Annotated in this window: 16 protein-coding genes and 1 pseudogene; 10 read left to right on the top strand and 7 right to left on the bottom strand. The window is 71.4% G+C overall.

Annotated elements, in window-relative coordinates; translation table 11 throughout:
- Positions 1–87: 87 nt before the first annotated feature.
- The gene (locus tag ABTY04_RS26445) at positions 88–1,290 is read left to right on the top strand and encodes a metallopeptidase domain-containing protein (protein ID WP_352215880.1); all 1,203 of its coding nucleotides are present in this window, start codon (positions 88–90) and stop codon (positions 1,288–1,290) included.
- Between the two features lie 67 nt (positions 1,291–1,357).
- Here the strand turns inward: ABTY04_RS26445 and ABTY04_RS26440 are convergent, their stop codons facing one another.
- Positions 1,358–3,109: an ABC transporter substrate-binding protein gene (locus ABTY04_RS26440; RefSeq protein WP_352215879.1), complete on the bottom strand. Its 1,752-nt coding sequence runs from the start codon at positions 3,107–3,109 to the stop codon at positions 1,358–1,360.
- 208 nt (positions 3,110–3,317) lie between these two features.
- Between ABTY04_RS26440 and ABTY04_RS26435 the strand changes: the two genes are divergently transcribed.
- The 5 genes from ABTY04_RS26435 to ABTY04_RS26415 all read left to right on the top strand — a co-directional run bounded on the left by ABTY04_RS26435 (position 3,318) and on the right by ABTY04_RS26415 (position 9,690).
- Positions 3,318–4,583 (top strand): alpha/beta fold hydrolase, encoded by a 1,266-nt coding sequence (locus ABTY04_RS26435; protein WP_352215878.1) that lies wholly within the window; start codon positions 3,318–3,320, stop codon positions 4,581–4,583.
- Between the two features lie 63 nt (positions 4,584–4,646).
- Complete coding sequence (locus tag ABTY04_RS26430; RefSeq protein ID WP_352215877.1) at positions 4,647–5,834, top strand: M6 family metalloprotease domain-containing protein; 1,188 nt, start codon at positions 4,647–4,649, stop codon at positions 5,832–5,834.
- Between the two features lie 376 nt (positions 5,835–6,210).
- Positions 6,211–6,708: a flavodoxin domain-containing protein gene (locus tag ABTY04_RS26425; RefSeq protein WP_352215876.1), complete on the top strand. Its 498-nt coding sequence runs from the start codon at positions 6,211–6,213 to the stop codon at positions 6,706–6,708.
- Between the two features lie 37 nt (positions 6,709–6,745).
- Positions 6,746–7,027 carry a hypothetical protein gene (locus ABTY04_RS26420; protein WP_352215875.1) on the top strand — a complete coding sequence of 94 codons (282 nt, stop codon included), beginning with the start codon at positions 6,746–6,748 and terminating at the stop codon, positions 7,025–7,027.
- 29 nt (positions 7,028–7,056) lie between these two features.
- Positions 7,057–9,690 carry a cation-translocating P-type ATPase gene (locus ABTY04_RS26415; RefSeq protein WP_352215874.1) on the top strand — a complete coding sequence of 878 codons (2,634 nt, stop codon included), beginning with the start codon at positions 7,057–7,059 and terminating at the stop codon, positions 9,688–9,690.
- Here the strand turns inward: ABTY04_RS26415 and ABTY04_RS26410 are convergent.
- A pseudogene (locus ABTY04_RS26410) lies at positions 9,681–9,806 on the bottom strand (CBS domain-containing protein); the annotation flags it as partial. The gene ABTY04_RS26415 and the pseudogene ABTY04_RS26410 sit on opposite strands and share 10 nt — an antisense overlap.
- Before the next feature lie 132 nt (positions 9,807–9,938).
- On the opposite strand from ABTY04_RS26410, the gene ABTY04_RS26405 reads away from it, so the two are divergent.
- From ABTY04_RS26405 to ABTY04_RS26390, 4 genes are read left to right on the top strand one after another with little or no spacing between them, the layout of a single operon-like run.
- Positions 9,939–10,847 carry a universal stress protein gene (locus tag ABTY04_RS26405; protein WP_352215873.1) on the top strand — a complete coding sequence of 303 codons (909 nt, stop codon included), beginning with the start codon at positions 9,939–9,941 and terminating at the stop codon, positions 10,845–10,847.
- Positions 10,844–11,701 carry a universal stress protein gene (locus tag ABTY04_RS26400; RefSeq protein ID WP_352215872.1) on the top strand — a complete coding sequence of 286 codons (858 nt, stop codon included), beginning with the start codon at positions 10,844–10,846 and terminating at the stop codon, positions 11,699–11,701. Before ABTY04_RS26405 ends, ABTY04_RS26400 begins: the two co-directional genes overlap by 4 nt.
- A complete protein-coding gene (locus ABTY04_RS26395; RefSeq protein WP_352215871.1) occupies positions 11,698–14,292 on the top strand; it encodes a cation-translocating P-type ATPase in 2,595 nt (864 codons plus the stop codon). Before ABTY04_RS26400 ends, ABTY04_RS26395 begins: the two co-directional genes overlap by 4 nt.
- Positions 14,289–14,540, top strand: coding sequence for a DUF1918 domain-containing protein (locus tag ABTY04_RS26390; protein WP_352215870.1), 252 nt, complete (start codon positions 14,289–14,291; stop codon positions 14,538–14,540). The genes ABTY04_RS26395 and ABTY04_RS26390 overlap by 4 nt, the downstream gene beginning before the upstream one ends.
- 165 nt (positions 14,541–14,705) lie before the next feature.
- On the opposite strand, the gene ABTY04_RS26385 is transcribed toward ABTY04_RS26390, so the two are convergent.
- From ABTY04_RS26385 to ABTY04_RS26365, 5 genes are all read right to left on the bottom strand, one after another.
- Positions 14,706–16,088 (bottom strand): Ni/Fe hydrogenase subunit alpha, encoded by a 1,383-nt coding sequence (locus tag ABTY04_RS26385; RefSeq protein ID WP_352215869.1) that lies wholly within the window; start codon positions 16,086–16,088, stop codon positions 14,706–14,708.
- Positions 16,085–16,900, bottom strand: a complete 816-nt coding sequence (locus tag ABTY04_RS26380; RefSeq protein ID WP_352215868.1) for an NADH-quinone oxidoreductase subunit B family protein — start codon at positions 16,898–16,900, stop codon at positions 16,085–16,087. The genes ABTY04_RS26385 and ABTY04_RS26380 overlap by 4 nt, the downstream gene beginning before the upstream one ends.
- Complete coding sequence (locus tag ABTY04_RS26375) at positions 16,901–17,707, bottom strand: FAD/NAD(P)-binding protein (protein ID WP_352215867.1); 807 nt, start codon at positions 17,705–17,707, stop codon at positions 16,901–16,903. It lies immediately after the preceding gene.
- Complete coding sequence (locus ABTY04_RS26370) at positions 17,704–18,105, bottom strand: cyclic nucleotide-binding domain-containing protein (RefSeq protein WP_352215949.1); 402 nt, start codon at positions 18,103–18,105, stop codon at positions 17,704–17,706. Before ABTY04_RS26370 ends, ABTY04_RS26375 begins: the two co-directional genes overlap by 4 nt.
- Positions 18,106–18,176: 71 nt before the next feature.
- Positions 18,177–18,746: 4Fe-4S dicluster domain-containing protein (locus tag ABTY04_RS26365; RefSeq protein WP_352215866.1), on the bottom strand; the 570-nt coding region annotated here is incomplete at its 5' end.

The following is an 18,746-nucleotide window of genomic DNA, read 5'->3' as shown; positions in this document are numbered from 1 at the left end:
TGGAGCGACGACAGCTTCCGGACAGGAGCCGGATCCCGTCAATCTTATGTGAAATGTCACACGTGATTTACGGGAGGTTGAGCTTCCATGCGACCCGGATCCAGACCCATCCGCCGACTGACGGCCACGCCCGGGCTGCCGGCTGCCCTGGCCGCCGCACTCCTGCTGCTCCTCCTGCTGGTGGCGCCGCCCGCCGGCGCCGCTGACAGCCCGTCGGCCTGCGCCCTGCGCGGTACCACCGGGTGGACGGACGAGGGGCACGATACGGACTACTCGGTGTTCCGGCGTTCCGCCGGCACGGTCAAGGTCGGCATGGTCTTCGTGGACTTCCCGGACGCACCGGCCACCGAGGCGCCGAGTGAGGACTCTGCGCAGATCACGCCCGGGGCGGACTGGCTCTGGTACGCCTCGTACGGCAAGACCTGGCTCGCGATCGACCAGCACCAGCGGTGGTTTCGCATGCCTCGCGCCTCCACCGACTACGGCTTCGCGCGCGGCCTGACCCACGAGACGCACGAGGTGTACGTCAAGGACGCGGTGGCGGCCGCCGATCCGTACGTGGACTTCTCCGGCTACGACATGGTGTACGTCGTGCCGACGCGCAACGCGGCGGCGATCTCCTTCACACCCACGTACGTGTACGAGCCGGGCACGGCGGGTGTGGTGGCCGACGGCCGTCGGGTCAAGTGGGCGGTGACCTTCGGCCAGGACATGTGGCACTGGGGTGCCAAGCTGGTCGCCCACGAGACCGCGCACACCTTCGGTCTGCCCGACCTGTACGCCTTCGAGGCGGGCGGCGATGCCCACCGGTTCGTCGGCGGCTGGGACGCGATGGGCCTGATCGGCGGCCGGGAGCCGCAGTTCTTCGCCTGGCACTCCTGGAAGCTCGGCTGGACCGGGGACGGCCAGGTCGTGTGCCGGGCCGCGAAGGGCAGCGACACCGTGTACCTCACGGCGGTCGAGTACGGCAGCGGCACCAAGATGGCGTTGATCCCCACCGGCCCCACGACCGCGTATGTCGTCGAGTCCAGGCGCGGGATCCAGGCGGACGCGGGCTCCTGCTCGACCGGAGCCCTTGTCTACCGGGTCGATGCCTCCGTGCGGACCGGCCAGGGGCCGGTCAGGGTGATGGATGCCAAGCCGGCCGCCGTACCCGCGGTCGGCTGCCGACCGTTGGACGACGCCCCGTTCTGGGCAGGCGAGTCGTTCACCGATGCGGTGGCCGGGGTACGGATCGACGTCCTCGCCGCTGACGGCTACGGCGAGACCGTACGCATCACGAAGTCATAGGCGGGGCAGGACGCGACAGTGCCCCCGGCTCCATGCCGAGGAGCCGGGGGCACTGCGCGGGGTGACGTCAGGTGCCGCTCTTCGCGGGGTCCTTGAGCCCGATCGTGGCGTAGTCGAGCTGGCCGCCGAAGGACGTGTGGCCGAAGGCGCCGGCGATGTTGGTGCCCAGCAGCAGCGGCATGCGCTCGATGACGGCGGGCGCCGTCGGGGCCTTGGCGAGGATCTCCCCGTCCAGCTGTCGCCACGCCGTGTTGGCCTGCGCGGCGTCGGTCATGCCGGCGATCTCGTCCATCCGCTTCATCGTCGCCTCGTCGCGGAAGAGCGAGTGATTGCCGGAGTTCCCCTTCTCCTTGATGTAGCGGCCGTCGAAGACGAAGGGCAGGAAGGTGGAGCCGGAGGGGTAGTCGGGGCACCAGCCGGTGTAGACGAGGTCGGTGCGCTTCTTGGTGTCACCGATGGTGTCGTAGAAGGCCGACGGGTCGACGGCGTCGATCGTGACCTTGATCCCCGCCCGGCCCAGGGACTGCTGGACCGCCTCGGCAACCCCCTTGTCCCCGTTGGAGACGGTGATGGCGGTCGTGAACCCGTCCGGCTTCCCCGCCTCCTTCAGGAGCTGCTTCGCCTTCTCCACGTCACCCGTGGCCGGGATTCCCAGCGTGTCGGGCTGCTTGCCGCCGAAGAGCGAGCCGGGCATGAGCGCGGTGGCGGGGTCGTTGAGAGCCGGGCCGCCCGAGGCGGTCAGCACCGCTTCGCGGTCCAGGGCGTACTGCACGGCCTGCCGGACCTTGACGTCGTCGAAGGGGGCCCGGCCGGTGTGCATCTGTACCATCTCGGTGCAGTTGGTGGACTCGGCCAGCAGTCGCGCCCTGACGTCGGCCTTGGTGAGCACCTTGGGGGTGCTCTCGGGGCGCAGCTTGCCCCAGGAGACGGCAGAGGCGTCCACGCCCTCCGAGGCGATGAGACGGTCGTCCACCTGGTTGGCCCTCAGCCCCATCACCACGACCAGCTTGTCCGGGTACGCCTTGCGCACGGTGTCCGTCGCCGGGTCCCAGTGGGGGTTGCGGACCAGCACCAGCCGCTTGTCCCGGTCGTACGACTCGATCTTGTACGGGCCCGAGGAGAACGGGCGGCTGTCGTACTGGGGCCCCTTGTCCTGAGCCGGGGGCACCGGGGCGAAGGTGGGCAGGACGGTGGCGTTGGGGAACTCCGCGAAGGGCTTGCGGAGTTCGAAGACGATCGTGTGGTCATCGGGGGTCTTGACGGAGTCGAGGTGCTGCCCCTGGGCGGGGCCCCGGTAGCCCTCGGCGCCGGCCAGGTAGCGGGCGGCGTAGTCCGGGCCGCCGGGCAGGTCGGGGGAGAAGGACCGCTCCACGTTGTACTTGACGTCCTGGGCGGTGATCGGGGTGCCGTCCTCGTACGTGAGACCCCTCTTGAGCTTGAAGGTCCAGGTTTTGGCGCCGTTGGAGGAGACACCGAGGTCCTCGGCGAGGTCGGGGACCAGCTCTCCGCCCTTAGCGCCCGGTTCCGCCTTGTACGTCACCAGCGTGCGGTAGAGCAGCCGGGTACCGAAGTCCATGTCGCCGATCACCCAGTTGCGGGCCGGGTCGAGGTGGGTGAAGTCCTGGTTGGACAGGACGGTCAGCGTGCCGCCCTTTTGCGGAGTGCCGCCGACCGTGGCCCCTGCGTTGGCGAGTGCCGGGTTCTTCGCGTCCTTGTCCTGCCGACTGCCGCCGGAGTGGCTGCCGTTGGAACAGCCGGCCATGCCGAGTGTGACGGTCGCCGCCAGGGCGGTGGCGACGGCGTGAGTGCGCTTGTTCATCAGTGGTCACTCCGTGAACAGTCGGGCAGCCCGAGGAGGCTGGAATGTGACCGATAACATAGTTATGTGAAATGGCACTCACAATTGTCGCGCCTCCATAGCGCGGAGTTATGGGCAAGCGGGGGGCTCCGCGGCGGACGTTGGCCGCGCCATGCTGTCGCGCAATGTCACACGTCACCGGGCGGCCATGCGGCCGCGAAAGGGACCCATGAACCCTGCGTACGCAACCGTCGACCACGTCTTCACCGTCCCCCTGGACCACGCGGCCCCGCACGGTCCGACCATCCAGATCTTCGCCAGGGAGGTCACCGATGCGCTCCAAGCGGGCCGGCAACTACCCTGGCTGCTCTATCTGCAGGGCGGACCCGGCGGCAAGTCGCCCAGGCCGTCGGCCGGTTCACCCGGCTGGCTGCCCCAAGCCCTCAAAACCCACCGGGTCCTCCTCCTGGATCAGCGCGGCACGGGCCGTTCCGCCCCCGTCACCGCCCGGGCGGCCTCCCGCTTCGCCTCGCCGGCCCGGTTGGCAGACCATCTCGGCCACTTCCGCGCCGACTCGATCGTCGCGGACGCCGAACTGATCCGCCGGCAGCTGTGCGGCGACGAGCCCTGGGAGACCCTCGGTCAGAGCTACGGCGGCTTCATCACCCTCACCTATCTTTCCCGGGCCCCCCAAGGTCTGCGGGCCTGCTACGTGACCGGCGGCCTGCCTGGCCTCTCGGCCACCGCCGCCGACGTCTACGCCCGCACCTACCCCCGGGTGCGGGACCGCGTCCTCGACTTCTATGCCCGCTACCCCGACGACGCCGCCCGGCTGCGCGACATCGCCCGCCTCCTGGCTGCCACCGATGTGCGCCTGCCCGACGGAGACCGGCTCACCCCCCACCGCCTGCGCACGCTCGGCCTCACCCTCGGCATGGGTGACGGCTTCGAGCGGATCCACTGGCTTCTCGACGAATCCCTCGACCAGGAAGCCAAGCTGACCGACACCTTCATGCACCAGGTGACGACACTGACCGGCTTCACCGACAACCCGCTCTTCGCCGTCATGCAGGAGACCCTGTACGGCCAGGGCGCGGGGTCGACGGGCTGGGCGGCGTCCGGGGCCTTGGCGGCCTTCCCCGAGTTCGCCGAGGACGCCGACCCCCTCCTGCTCACCGGAGAAATGATCTACCCCTGGATGTTCCGCGAGATCAAGGGCCTGCGTCCCTTCGCCGACGCCGCCGATCTGCTCGCCGAACGCCGCGACTGGCCACCGCTGTACGACCCCCACCGCCTCGCCGCCAACCGGGTCCCGCTCGCCGCACTCGTCTACCACGACGACATGTACGTGGACGCCGGGCTCTCCCTGCGCACCGCGCGCGAGGTCGGCGCCACCCGGGTATGGGTCACCAACGAATGGGAGCACGACGGCGTCACTGCCTCCGGCGGCCGCGTGCTGTCCCGCCTGATGGATCTGGCCGCGGGTCGCGCGTAGAACTCTCGCAGCTCCCTCCCACCCGCCCGCGCAACCCCTCAATCTGCCTCTGACGGGAGAGACATGACCAACCCGCTCCACCGCCTGCTGCCGCTCGTCGCGGTCGTCGCGCTCGTCGCCCCCATCTCCGGCCTGTCCGCCCCCACCGCGGCCGCTGCCCCCGGTTCGCCGCCTCCAGCCGCCGGCTGCGCCCTCCCCGGCCGGACAGGCTGGACGGACGAGGGGCACGACACCGACCGGTCCCGGTTCCAGCCCGCCACCGGAACCCGCCGTGTCCTGACGCTGTACGTGGACTTCCCCGACGCCCCGGCCACCGACTCCACCGAGCCGTACGCCGCTCACCTCGCCCCGGCCGCGGACTGGATGGGCCGCGCGAGCTACGGCCGTCTGCGGCTGGACAGCACCCCACTGCACCGCTGGATCCGGATGCCCGCCGAGTCCACCTCCTACGGCTTCGCGCGCGGCCTCACCTTCGAGGCCCACGAGAAGTACCTTCGCGACGCGATCACGGCCGCCGACCCCTACGCGGACTTCTCCCGCTACGAAATGGTCTACGTCGTCCCGGCCAGGACGGCGACCGCGATCCCCTTCTCACCGACCTACCTGTACGACCCGGCAACCCCCGGCATCACCGCCGACGGCACCCGCCTCAAGTGGGCCGTCACCTTCGGACAGGACATGTGGCGCTGGGGCCCCAAGGTCGCGGCCCACGAGACCGCCCATACCTTCGGGCTGCCCGACCTGTACGCGTTCACCGGCCCCACCCACCCGTACGTGGGTGGCTGGGACGTCATGGGTGACATCGCCGGCCGCGCCCCGCAGTACCTCGGCTGGCACTCTTGGAAGCTCGGGTGGACCCGCGACGACGAGGTCGCCTGCCTGCCCGCGTCCGGTCGCCGAACGGTGCGGATGGCCCCGGTGGAACGACCCGGCGGAACCAAGATCGCCGTGCTGCGGACCAGTGAGACGACGGCATACGTGGCGGAATCCCGCCGTGCCCGGGGCAACGACGCGGCCGCCTGCTCCACCGGCGTCCTCGTCTACAAGGTCGACTCCGCCGCCCGGACCGGCGAGGGCCCGGTGCGGATCATGAACGCGAACCCGACCACGATCCCGCCCAACGGCTGCTCCTCGCTGGACCTGGCCGCGTACGCACCCGGACAGAGCTTCACCGACCCCGCGACCGGCGTGCGCATCGACGTCCTCGCGGGCGGACGGACGGGAGACACGGTGCGGCTGAGCAAGGAGTGACTCCCCAGCGGTGGCGCAGGACGTGCGCTCACGCGGACGCCCAGGCACCCGAACTGTCGGTGCACGCCGCCACAGCGTTCTTCCTCGCGCTCGCCCCGGAGGCCCCCGGCCATGCCCCGATCTGGGCCAACGCCACCTGCGGACTGGGCGGGACCGCCCCGCTCGTCGCCGGGGAGCCGCGGGGCCCGGAGATCCGAAGCCCACGTCTTCGACGAGAACGACCCGGCCGTCAAGGAGCACGTGGCCGCAGCCGAGGAGAGCCGACCGGCGGAGGACCGAATGGCCCCCGTCAGGATCCATACGGCCCAAGCGGAACCGCCTCCATCTGCGTGACAGTGACAACAGCCTCATCACGCCTTCAAGAGGAGCAGACGTCATGAGCACCAAGCGGGTTCTGGTCGCCTACGGCACCAAGCACGGTGCCACCGCAGGTATTGCCGAGCAGATCGGCGAGACGCTACGCGAGGACGGTCTTGCCGCCGATGTACGGGCCGCCGACGACGTACACGACGTCCGCGGCTACGACGCCGTCGTCCTCGGAGGCTCCCTCTACGCCGGGCACTGGAGCCGCAAGGCCATGCACTGCGCCGAACGCAACGCGGACTCCCTCAGGCACAGGCCGGTGTGGCTGTTCAGCAGCGGCCCCCTCGACAGTTCCGCCGAGGAACACGACGTCCCCCCGGTCGCCGCCGTCGCCCGGCAGATGCAGCTCATCGGGGCACGCGAGCACGTGACCTTCGGCGGCAGCATCACAGCCCGTACGCCGGGGTTCCTCGCCCGTGCCCTGCTCCACGAGGGCAAGGGCGGCGACTACCGCAACCCCGAGAGGATCCGGACCTGGGCCCACCACATCAGCACCGAGCTGGCCGCCTGACCGGCAGGGCGGCACAGACGCAGGACGGAGGCGTGTCATGCACCACCGCACGCCCGGGGCGGGAGGCAATCCGCTCCGTCGTGACGCCGACCGCACCCGAGCCCGCCTGCGCGCCACCTCCATGCCGGCCTGCCTGCCGGCCGTGATCTGCGGCGTCGCGGTCGGACGAAACGCCTGGACGGACGCCGGCCGCGCCGCCGAAGAGATCGCACTCCACCGGCACTCCGTCCCGGCCGTGACGGTCGGCGAGACCACCTACCGGGCCGAACCCCGGTGGTCCGGCCGTCTGCGGCCCGGACAGGGAGCCGGTGATGACTGAGGCCGCCGCCGACCAGGAGCTCACACCGGATGTCGCGCCCGACCCGCTGGAGCCCCTGCCCCTGCTCCGCCGCGAACTGCACACCGGCCCCCCTGGGCCTGTCGGGCCGTGAAGCGGAACGCCGACTGGCCGTCTACGGGCCGAACGAGGTCCGCCCCGGCGCCCGTACGAGCATCCTGCGGGAACTCCTGAGGCAGCTGGTCCACCCGCTGGCCCTGCTGCTGTGGGCCGCAGCCGCACTCGCGTTCACGGCCGGCATCGACGTGCTCGGTTGGGCGATCATCGCAGTCGTCCTCGTCAACGCCGGATTCGCCCTGGTCCAGGAACAGCAGGCGGAGAAGGCCGTAGAGACCCTGGCCCGCTACCTTCCTGCCCAGGCCATCGTGGTCCGGGACGGACAGGCACAGCAGGTCCCCGCGCGTGATCTGGTACCCGGCGATCTCCTCGTGCTGGAGGAGGGCGGCCGGGTACCGGCTGACGCCCGCCTGACCGAGGGAGGCATAGAGGCCGACCTCTCCATGCTGACGGGCGAGTCCGCTCCCGTCGAGCGTGTTGCCGGCCCAGGCCTCGAAGGCGTTTCACTCCTTCAGGAACCCAACCTCGTCTTCAGCGGCACCACCGCCACCGAGGGCCAGGCGCAGGCGATCGTCTTCGCCACGGGCGACCACACCGAGCTGGGCCGGATCGCCGTCCTCAGTCAGCGCACCCGCCGGGAGCCCAGCCCGCTGGAGACACAGGTCAAGAAGATCGCCTGGCTGATCGCGGCAGTAGCCGTCGCCTTGGGGGCCGTGTTCCTCGTGACCGGCGTTGCCGTCGGGCTGCCTCTCACCGACTCCCTGATGTTCGCGATCGGCCTGCTCGTCGCCAACGTCCCCGAAGGACTGCTGCCCACGATCACCCTCGCCCTTGCCGTCGGCGTGCGCGTCCTCGCCCGCCAAGGGGCGGTGATCAAGCGGCTGAGCGCTGTGGAGACCCTCGGCTCGACCAACGTCATCTGCACGGACAAGACCGGCACCCTCACCCGCAACCAGATGCGCCTTCACACCGTGTGGATGCCCCAGGACGCCACGAGAGCCGGGTCGGGATCGGCGGACCTCGTTCGCGATGCGGCCCTGTGCACCACCGTCACTCGTCAGGGTGACGGCACGCTGCGCGGAGACCCGACCGAGGTCGCCCTGGTGGAGGGAGCCGCAGACCACGCGGTGCCGGTCGACCTGACGGAGCGGGATGCCGGTCGCCGCGTTTGTTTCCGTTTCGACCCGCGCCTGCGCCGCATGTCCGTGATACAGCACACGGACCAGAGCCGTCGGCGCGTCATCGTCAAGGGCGCCCCGGAAGCCGTTCTCCCGCTGCTGGCTGCCGGGGAGCCGGCCGAGGAGGCCCAGGACGCCGCCGATGCAATCGCGAAGGACGGGATGCGGGTGCTGGCCGTCGCGGTACGCGAACTGCCACCTGGCACCGGCCCGCCGGCGCAGCGCCGGCAAGTCGAACAGGAACTGCAGCTGCGCGGACTGGTCGGCCTCCATGACCCGCCGCGCCCAGAAGTCGAGGCCGCGGTCCGGCGCTGTCACGCGGCGGGGCTCACCGTGCACGTAGTCACTGGTGACAACGGAGCAACAGCCGCAGCCGTGGCCCGTGCTGTCGGCATCGGCGTGCCGAACATGCAGGTGGTCGCCCAGTCCGAGGCGATCGACGACCACGAGCTCGACCACCTCCTCCGCAAGGACAGTACGGAGATCATCTTCGCCCGTTCCTCGCCCGAGACGAAGCTGAAGGTGGCGGATGCCCTGCGCGCCCACGGGCGGATCGTCGCCATGACCGGCGACGGGGTCAACGACGCACCCGCGCTGCACCGCGCCCACATCGGCGTGGCCATGGGACGGTCGGGCACGGACGTGGCCCGAGAGGCGTCCACCATGGTCCTGACCGACGACAACTTCGCCACCATCGTCACGGCGATCGAATCCGGCCGCCGCGTCTACGACAACGTCCGCAAGTTCATCGTCTACATCTTCGCCCACCTCACCCCCGAGGTCGTTCCCTTCGTCGTCTTCGCCCTCTCCGCCGGGACCGTGCCGCTCCCTCTGACCGTCCTGCAGATCCTCGCCATCGACCTCGGAACCGAGACGCTTCCCGCACTCGCCCTGGGCCGCGAGCACGCCGAACCGGGCGTCATGGCACGACCACCCCGGCCCAGTTCGCAAAGCGTGATCAGCAAGGACATGCTCGTCCGCAGCTGGGGTTGGCTCGGCTCCGTCTCCGCCGTCCTGGTCATGACCGCCTTCTTCTACGTTCTGTGGCGTGCGGGCTGGCAACCCGGCGATGACACCGGTCCCGGGAGCCCGCTGCACCACGCCTACCTGACCGCGACCACCGCTACCTTCGCGGGCATCGTCACCTGCCAGGTCGGCACCGCCGTGGCCGCCCGCACCGACCACGCGGCCCTGCGCGACATCGGCTTCTTCACCAACCCGCTGCTGCTCGGCGGCATCGCCTTCGAGCTCGCCTTCACCGCGGCGCTCGTCTACGCACCACCGCTCCAGAGCCTCTTCGGCACCGCTGCCCTCCCGCCGGACGTCGTCCTCCTCATCGCGGCCTTCCCACCGCTGGTCTGGGGCACGGACGAGTTCCGCCGGTGGGCCCGGCGCCGCCGTCACCGCTGAACACCGTGCGAGAGCGCTCCGCGTCGCATCTGGTCGCGGCGGGTGACGATGCCGACGAGCCGGTCCTCCTCGTCCACGACGGGCAGCCGCTCGATGCCCCGGCCCGTCATCGGCCGGGCGGCGTCGGCGGCCCCGCGGAGCGGTGGGGACCTTTGGTCCCCATCGCGGTCCCGGGCGGCCCTCTTCGTGGAGAGCCGCCGATGCCAGCGTGAGTGGTGTCCTCATCGGCTTCTCGGTTGGGAGGAACCGTGGAAAGCACATTCCGCACCCCGGACACCAGCCCGGTGGTCGTAGGCGTGGACGGCTCGGACTCGGCGCGCACTGCCGCCATGTGGGCAGCCAGGGAGGCCGTACGCCGCGAGCGCCCCCTGCACATCGTCTACGGGGCCGACACCGACGGCAGGGCCTTGTACCTGTCCGGGGAAGCCGTCGAACGGGTCCGCGCCAACGGCCGAGGACTCCTGGACGACACGGCGCAGGCTGTGCAAGCCGAGCACCCCGGTCTGCGCGTGACCACCGAGTTCAGCCGCGCGGACGCCGTCACCAGCCTGCACCGGGCCGGCGCCCTGCACGGCACGATCGTAGTGGGCAACCGCGGCCTGGGCGGATTCAACTCCCTCATGCTCGGCTCGGTCGGCCTGGACGTCGCGGCCGGCGCCATGGCCCCCGTCATCGTCGTCCGTGGTGTCGACGGCACCGAGGAGACCGGAACCGTCCTCGCCGCCTTCCGTGACGAGCACGACCTCCTGTACGCCCGGTACGCCGCGCGTGAGGCCGAACTGCGCAAGGGATCCCTCCGGCTCCTGCACGTCTGGAACATCCTGCAGTCCGTCGGCCAGGTGGTCAGCATGCTCGACGGCATCGACGAGATCGCAGGCGCGCACGCAGAGGCCCTGCAGGCCGTCCAGGACGCGGTCTGCGAGGAGTTTCCCGACCTCGAAGTGCGGGCCGACGCAGAGAAGAGTGTCTCCGTGGCCGGTGTCCTGGTGGAGGCGTCCCGCCACGCCGACCTGCTCGTCATGGGCGGACGCCGGGTCCCCGGTCCCCTCGGAATCGCGCGCAACCTGGGCAGGGCCACGCACAGCGTCCTGCACCACGCCCACTGCCCCGTCCTCCTCATCCCCCGGACGGGCAGCGACTTCGGGAGCCGGTCATGACCGGCGGCCGGGGCCGCGACATCGTCGTCGGGGTCGACCCTGCCAGGGACTGGCACCTGCCCCTCGCCTGGGCCGCAGACGAGGCACAGCGCCGTCGGCTCCTCTTGCGCCTGGTGCTTGCGGTGCCGCCGCAGCACGACACCCACCACGTCGAGGACACCACCGGCCGGCTGGCCCTGCGACGGGCGGGAGCCGACAGACTCGACCAAGCCTGCAGCTGGGTGCGTGACCGACACCCCGAAGTGAAAGTCACCGACGATCTGCTGGAGGGGCTCCCCGTCCCTGCCCTCGGCAGCCTGGCCAAGGAAGCCCACATGGTAGTGCTCGGCTCCCGGCACCTCAGCCGTACCGCGGAGTTCTTCAGCGCCGGATCCATCGTGGTACCCGTCAGCGCTCAGGCCCCTTGCCCCGTGGTCGTCGTCGGCGACGCGGAGCACATCAGCCGGCAGCCGCCCTACGTCGTCGTGGGCATCGACGGCAGCCCGACCGCGTCGGCCGCGCTGACGTTCGCCTACGACGAGGCCGACCTGCGCGGGGCCGCGCTCCGGGCCGTCTGCGTGTGGCAGCCGCCGGTGTTCATGCTGAACGACGAGGAAGTGGCCCTTCGCGCTCAGCGCGCCCTGCTCTCCGAGGCCACCGCAGGCCTGTCGGACAGGTACCCCGACGTGCACGTCACCCATGAGGTCCTGACCGGCCACCCGGTCGAGGAGCTCGCGAGGGCGGCCGAGCACGCCCTGGCCGTCATCGTGGGCCGCCGCGGCCGCGGCGGATACGCCGGCATGCGGCTCGGGTCCGTCGTCCACGGCCTCCTGCACCGCGCGCACTGCCCGGTGATCGCCGTACCCATGGAATGAAGGCTGCCGTGACCGGCCGTACGACCGACACGCGGCCTGTGTCAGCCCCAGCGGGGCCGGGGCTGACACAGGCCGAAGCCGAACGCCGACTGGCCCGCTACGGCCGCAACGAAGTGGCACCGCCGCGGCCCACGCCTCTTCACCGACGGGTGCTGGCGCAGCTGCGTGACCCGCTGATCACGGTGCTTCTGGGAGCCATGCTGCTGACCCTCGCGATCGGGGACCACCCGGACGCCGTCGTCATCGGCCTGGTGGTCGTCTTCAACACCACTGTGGGGGTGGCTCAGGAAGTCCGGGCGGACCGCGCCGTGGCCGCGCTCTCCGCCCTCTCGGCCCCGCACGCGAGGGTCCTGCGCGAGCGCACCCCGCACGAGGTGCCGGCGGCCCTCGTGGTGCCGGGCGACACCATGCTGCTGGGGGAGGGGGACATCGTCGCCGCGGACGCCGACCTCACCGAGGCGTCCGCACTTCTGGTGGACGAGTCCCTGCTCACGGGTGAATCCGAACCCGTCGACAAGAGCGCGAACGATACGGTCAGTGCCGCTACCGTCATCGTGCGCGGCCGAGCCGTGGCCACTGCGAAGGCCACCGGATCCGCCAGTGCCCTCGGCCGGATCGCGGCGCTGCTCGACACAGGCCGCGAACCCACCCCGCTTCAGCGCCGCCTTGCCTCCCTGGGCCGCATTCTGGCGGCCGTGACCATCTCCCTGTGCGTTCTGTTCTTCGCTCTGGGCCTGGCACGCGGCCTCACGGTGAGCACGATGGCGGTCACAGCCATCAGCCTGGCCGTCGCAGCGGTGCCGGAGTCCCTGCCGGCCGTGGTCACCCTCGCCCTGGCTCTCGGGGCACGCCGGATGGCCGCCCGCAACGCGCTCGTCCGACGCCTGCCGGCAGTCGAAACCCTGGGCTCGGTGAGCGTCCTGGCCACGGACAAGACCGGCACCCTCACCGAGGGGCGCATGGTCGTCCAGCATGTGTGGACGCCCTCCGGTTCCGCGGACGTGTCCGGCAGCGGCTACGAGCCGGAGGGAGACCTGACCCGCGCTGGACGTCTCCTGACTCCCGTGGAACTCCGCCCGATGCAGGAACTGCTCACAGCGGCGGCCCTGTGCAACGACGCGAGTCTGCGACAACCGCGCAAGCCCTCCGATGCCTGGACGGCCGTGGGCGATCCCATGGAGGCCGCTCTGCTGGCAGCCGCTGCCAGGGCAGGTTGCCCGGACCAGGCCGCACTGCACGAAGCCTGCCCCCGTTTTGCGGAGGCGCCCTTCGACAGCGTGCGCAAGCGGATGACCACCCTGCACCACCTTCCCGACGGGAACGTCCTGGTGTGCCTCAAAGGGGCACCGGAGGCGGTACTCACTCCAACGGTGCTCGCCGAGCCGCAGGGCCTCCTGGACCGGGCCCGTGGCCAGGCCGCCCTCCTGGCCGCTCGCGGGTTCCGCGTCCTGGCGGTGGCAGGAACCGAGCGGCTCGTGTGGGACCGGCCGGCTCCCGAGGCCGAGCACGGACTGGGCCTCCTGGGCCTCGTCGCCATCAGCGACCCCCCGAAGGCGGCGGCTGCCACGACCCTGGAGGTGTGCCGCGCCGCGGGCATCACCCCCGTCCTGATCACCGGCGACCACCCGGCGACCGCCCACGCCATCGCCGTACGCACCGGCCTTGTCGAGGACGGAACCACCGGTGAGGTCCTCACCGGCCCCGAGCTGGCCGCGGCCCCGGACACCGACCTGACCCGGGTGCGGGTCTTCGCGCGTACCGACCCGCAGCAGAAGCTGGACATCGTCCACGCCTGGCGCGCCCGCGGCGCGGTCACGGCGATGACCGGGGACGGGGTCAATGACGGTCCCGCGCTCCGCCAGGCCGACATCGGCGTGGCCATGGGCGCCCGCGGCACGGAAGTCGCCCGCCAGGCAGCGGACCTGGTGCTCACCGACGACGAGCTCTCCACCGTGGTCACGGCCGTCGAAGAAGGCCGCCGCGTCTACGACAACATCCGCCGCTTCCTCGTCTACGCCATGGCCGGCGGAGCCGCCGAGATCCTGGTCATGCTGGCAGGCCCCCTGCTCGACCTGTCCCTGCCCCTGCGCGCAGGTCAGATCCTGTGGATCAACCTGCTCACCCACGGTCTGACAGGTGTGGCCATGGGCGCCGAACCCGTCGGCCCGCAGGCCATGCACCGCCCGCCCCGCCCTCCTGGACAGCACATCCTGGCCGCGGGCGTGTGGCAGCGCCTCCTCGTCCTCGCAGCGGCCGTGACGACGTTCAGCCTGATCGCCGGCGTCGCCGCCCGTGCGATGGACCTGCCCTGGCAGAGCGTGCTCTTCCTGGCCCTGCTCGCGGCCCAGCTGGGAGTGGCTCTGGGCCTGAGGGCCCGGCTGCTCACCACACAGAACCTCTTCCTTCCTGCCTCCGTGGCGGTCTCCGCCCTCCTCGCGCTGGCCGCCCTTCACGTTCCCGCGCTGCAGTCGCTGCTGGACACCGAGCCCGTGGGCTGGTCCGGTACGGGGCTCGCCACCGCGGCCGCCCTCGCGGCATTCATCGTCGCCCGGCTCCTGCGGGGCGCATTCCACGGAAAGGCAAGATCGTGAAGGCATATGCACACGGACACGGTGTCCACGCCGAGGTGGGCGACCAGATCGTCGTGGGCGGCCCGACCGTCGGAACACCGGGCCGGGACGGCGAAGTCATCGCTCTGCACCACGACGACGGCACCCCGCCCTACGACGTGCTCTGGTCCGACACCGGCCGCACCACCGTCTTCTTCCCGGGCCCGGACGCCCACGTCCGCCATCTGCACGCAGAGTCGGGCACACCCCACCGTACGGACCACCACTGAGCACTCCTGCTCCAGGTACGGATCGATGAGGTCAGAGGCGCACGCGGCCGACTGAACGGGCTGCTCCAGGCCTGGTGTCGGTTGGCCGGGAGCTGGATCTGCCGCAGGTCCTGCGCGTGAGGTCCTTGCCGTGCTGGGCGAGGCCTGGACGGGGCGCCCCGGTGATCAGGTGGTTCCCGGCACTCGCTCGACGTCGAGTTCCAGGAAGTGGGCCGAGCACGAGATGCACGGGTCGTGGTTGCGCACGGCCCGCTCGCAGAGCCGGGTCAGTTCCGCCTCGGAACCCTCGCCCCGGTCGAGGCCGGCCTGGACGATCCGGCGCAGGTCCTCCTCGATGGCGCCCTGGTTCTGGGCGGTGGGCGGGACGAGGCACGCGTCGGTGATGCGGCCGGCGGCGTCGAGCGTATAGCGGTGGTACAGCAGGCCGCGAGGTGCTTCCGTGGCTCCGTGTCCGGTGCCGGCCCGGGCGGGCACTTCCACGTACGGGTGGGTGGGCGGCTCGTACGCGTCGATGATGCGGAGGGCCTCCTCCACCGCGTAGAGGACTTCCACCGCCCGGACGAGGACGCTGCGGTACGGGTTCCTGCAGACGGAGCCGCGCCCGCCGCCTCCCGCATCCGGTCGCAGCGGGGGCTCGCCCAGTCCGGCCTCCCGGGCCGCTTCCAGCGCCGTCGGCGAGAGCAGGTGGCCGCTGATGGCCCAGCGGGCGAGAGACCCGGTGAGATGCCGGCGGCCGTCGAGCCGGGAGTGCAGGGCCGTGGAGTACGGGAGCTGCGCCTCGGCGACGTGGGCGGAGAAGTCCCGGAGGGGAAAGCTGCGCGGTGCGAGGGGCTCGCCGTACGGCAGGACGGTGGGAACGCCGGACTCGATGGCGTAGGTACCGGCTTCGGCGAGGGCGAACAGGTCGGCGTCGCACTCCGCGTCGGGGAAGTCGAAGCCGGCGACCCAGCGGACGGTGTCCCACGCGTCGTCGAGGGCCGTGCGCAGTCGCTCCGCCATGGGACGGAGCTCGGCCCGGGCCGGAGTGCGGTGGAAGCCGCCGAGGCGGACGTTGACGGGGTGGATGGCGCGGCCTCCGAGCAGTTCGACCAGCGCGTTGCCGGTCTGCTTCAGGCGCAGTCCGCGTTCGACGTGCTCCGGGTGGGAGCGGGACAGCCCGATCACGTCGTCGTGGCCGAGGAAGTCCGGCGCGTGCAGCAGGTGGATGTGCAGCGTCTGACTCTCGATCCACTCACCGCAGTACAGCAGGCGACGCAGGGCGGCCAGTTGTCCGCCGACGGTGACGCCGCACGCGTCCTCGATCGCCCGGCAAGCGCTCATCTGGTAGGCGACGGGACAGATCCCGCAGATGCGGGACGTGAGGTCGGGGGGCTCCGTGTGGGCCCTGCCCCGGAGGAAAGCCTCGAAGAACCGCGGCGGCTCGTAGATCGCCAGGCGCGCCTCGGTGACGGTGTCGCCGTGGACCCGCAGGTGGAGCGCGGTCTCGCCCTCGACACGGGTGAGGGCGGGGATGCGCAGCACCCGGGACCTGGACGTGGGCGGGCTCATCCGGCTCCTTTCGCGTCCGTCACGCCGGGCCCTCGCTCCTCGACGGCGGTGAAGGCCGTGACGTTGAAGGTGTGCAGGAACCTGCCGATGTCCTCCTCGTCCATTCCGTCGCGGTGCAGGAGCGGGACCAGCGCGGGAAGGTTCGTGGTGCCGGCAGGTCCGAAGCAGCCGTAGCAGCCACGTCCGTAGGTGGGGCACAGGGCCCCGCAGCCGGCATGGGTGACGGGGCCCAGGCAGGGTGTGCCGTGGGCGACGGTGACGCAGACGTTGCCGCGGCGCTTGCAGGCGAAGCAGACGCTGTGGTTCGGGATGCCGGGCTTTCGTCCGGCGAGGAACGCGGTGATGACCTCCAGGAGCTGGCCGCGGTCGATGGGGCAGCCGCGCAGTTCGAAGTCGACGGGTACGTGGGCGGAGACGGGCGTGGAGGCGGCGAGGGTCTCGATGTAGTCGGGACGGGCGTAGACGGTCGCCAGGTACTCCTCGACGTCGGCGTAGTTGCGCAGCGCCTGGACGCCTCCGGCGGTGGCGCAGGCGCCGATGGTGACGAGGTGGCGGGAGTCGGCGCGGATGCGGCGGACGCGGTCCACGTGCTCGGGGGTGCTGACCGACCCTTCGACGAGCGCGAGGTCGTACGGACCGGGCGCGGCGTCACTGGACGCCTCCCCGAAATGGGCGATCTCCAGTGCGTCGGCGATGCCGAGGAGCTCGTCCTCGCAGTCGAGGAGCGTGAGCTGGCAGCCGTCGCACGAGGCGAACTTGAAGACGCCCAGCCGGGGGCGGGAGGACCGTTGCGGTGTGTCGGGCGCGTTCATTCACAGTTCCCGGACAGTGAGCAGGGACTCGGCCTGGTCGTAGCCGATGACCGGGCCGTCGCGGCAGAGCAGCAGCGGCCCGAGCTGGCAGTGGCCGCAGTGGCCGGTGGCGCAGCGCATGTTGCGCTCAAGGGAGACCTGGATGCGGGCCGGGTGCACGCCCCGGTGGACCAGGGCACGCGCCGTAGCCCGGATCATGACCTCGGGGCCGCAGACGAAGGCGGTCGTGTTCTCCGGAGCGAACCGGGCTTCGCCGATCAACGCTGTGACGACTCCGACCCTGCCGGTCCAGTCGTCGGAGGGCAGGTCCACGGTGACCGCCGCGAAGGGCCTGCGCCATCCGGGGACCTCGTCCGGGTACAGCAGATCGCCGGGGGTCCGGGCACCGGCGAGCACGTTGAGCCGCCCGTAAGCGTCCGGCTCGGCCAGCACCGTGTGGATGAGGGGACGCAACGGGGCGAGGCCGATACCGCCTGCGATGACGAGCACGTCGCGGCCGTGCGCGGCGGCCGTGTCCCAGCCGGTGCCGAACGGGCCGCGGACCCCGACCGGTGCACCGGGCTGCAGCGCGTACAGTGCGCGCGAGACGGCACCGACAGCGCGTACCGTGTGCGCCAGTACCTGCCCGCCGGAGGTCCGGGACACCGACACGGGGATCTCTCCGACCCCGAACGCGTACACCATCGCGAACCGGCCCGGTGCGAAAGGGCCCAGAGGCTCCCCGGCCGGCTCCAGCGTGAGCGTGACCGTGTCGCGCGTCTCCTCCCGCCGGTCCACCACTCGGTGGGGAAGCGGTGCCAGGGTCATGGTGTGGGCCTGCTCTCCTGCGATCCGTACAGGTCGAGCAGCCGGGTGCGTGTGGCCCTGAGCCGTTCTCCGATCGTCTCGGCGACGAGGGTGACCAGTGCCAGACCCAGCGCGGGCCGTGCGGCGCACAGGGCGCGTACCGCGGCGGCGTCGAACTCCCAGGCGTGGGTGGGCTCCCGGGTCTCGGCGCCGAGGTGCCACTGCCGGGGCGGGCACAGCCACGACCAGCCGAGCAGGCCGCCCGCACCGATGGTCTCGACGACCGCGGGTCCCCGGCCGGGCACGTGGACATCGAGCGCGACAGTGCCCGAGCGGATGATCCAGAAGCGGTCCGCCTCCTCGCCCTCCTCGAAGATCCGGGTGGCACCCGGCAGGACGACGTCGCGCGCCAGGGCCATCAGCCGCTCGCGTCCCTCCGCGGTCAGAGGGGCGAGCAGTCCCTCGGCGGGAGGCCGGTCCGCAGCCGGGGTCACGACGTGTTCTCCTGCTGCGCGGCCTCCTGGTGCAGGGCGTGGGCCTCCTCGGTGAGGTCGATGCCGGTGGGACACCAGACGATGCAGCGGCCGCAGCCGACACAACCGGAGCTGTCGAACTGGTCGTGCCAGGTGCCCAGTTTGTGGGTGAGCCACTGGCGGTAGCGGCTGCGGGGCGTGGCCCGGACCGGGCCGCCGTGCAGGAGCGAGAAGTCCAGGTCGTAGCAGGAGTCCCAGCGGCGCCACCGCTCGGCGTGATCGCCGGTCAGGTCGGTCACGTCCTCGGTGGTGGTGCAGAAGCAGGTCGGGCAGACCATGGTGCAGTTGCCGCAGCTCAGGCACCGGGCCGTGACGTCGTCCCAGCGGTCGGCCTCCAGGCTGTCCCGCATCAGCGTGCGCAGGTCCACCGGCGGCATGGACCGGCCCATGCGTTCGGCGGCCTCCTGTACTCCACGGGTCGCGGCGGCACGAGTGGCGTCGTCGGCGATGCGGTGGGGGAGCTGCGCGAGGACCGCGGCTCCCTCCTCGGTGCCGCTCCGGCACAGGAAGCGGTGGCCGCCGTCGTC

Origin of the sequence: Streptomyces sp. NPDC097981 (genome assembly GCF_040302565.1) — a bacterium.
Lineage (GTDB): Bacteria > Actinomycetota > Actinomycetes > Streptomycetales > Streptomycetaceae > Streptomyces.
Note: the sequence above shows the minus strand (reverse complement) of the source record. Positions and strands in the feature narration are given on the sequence as shown.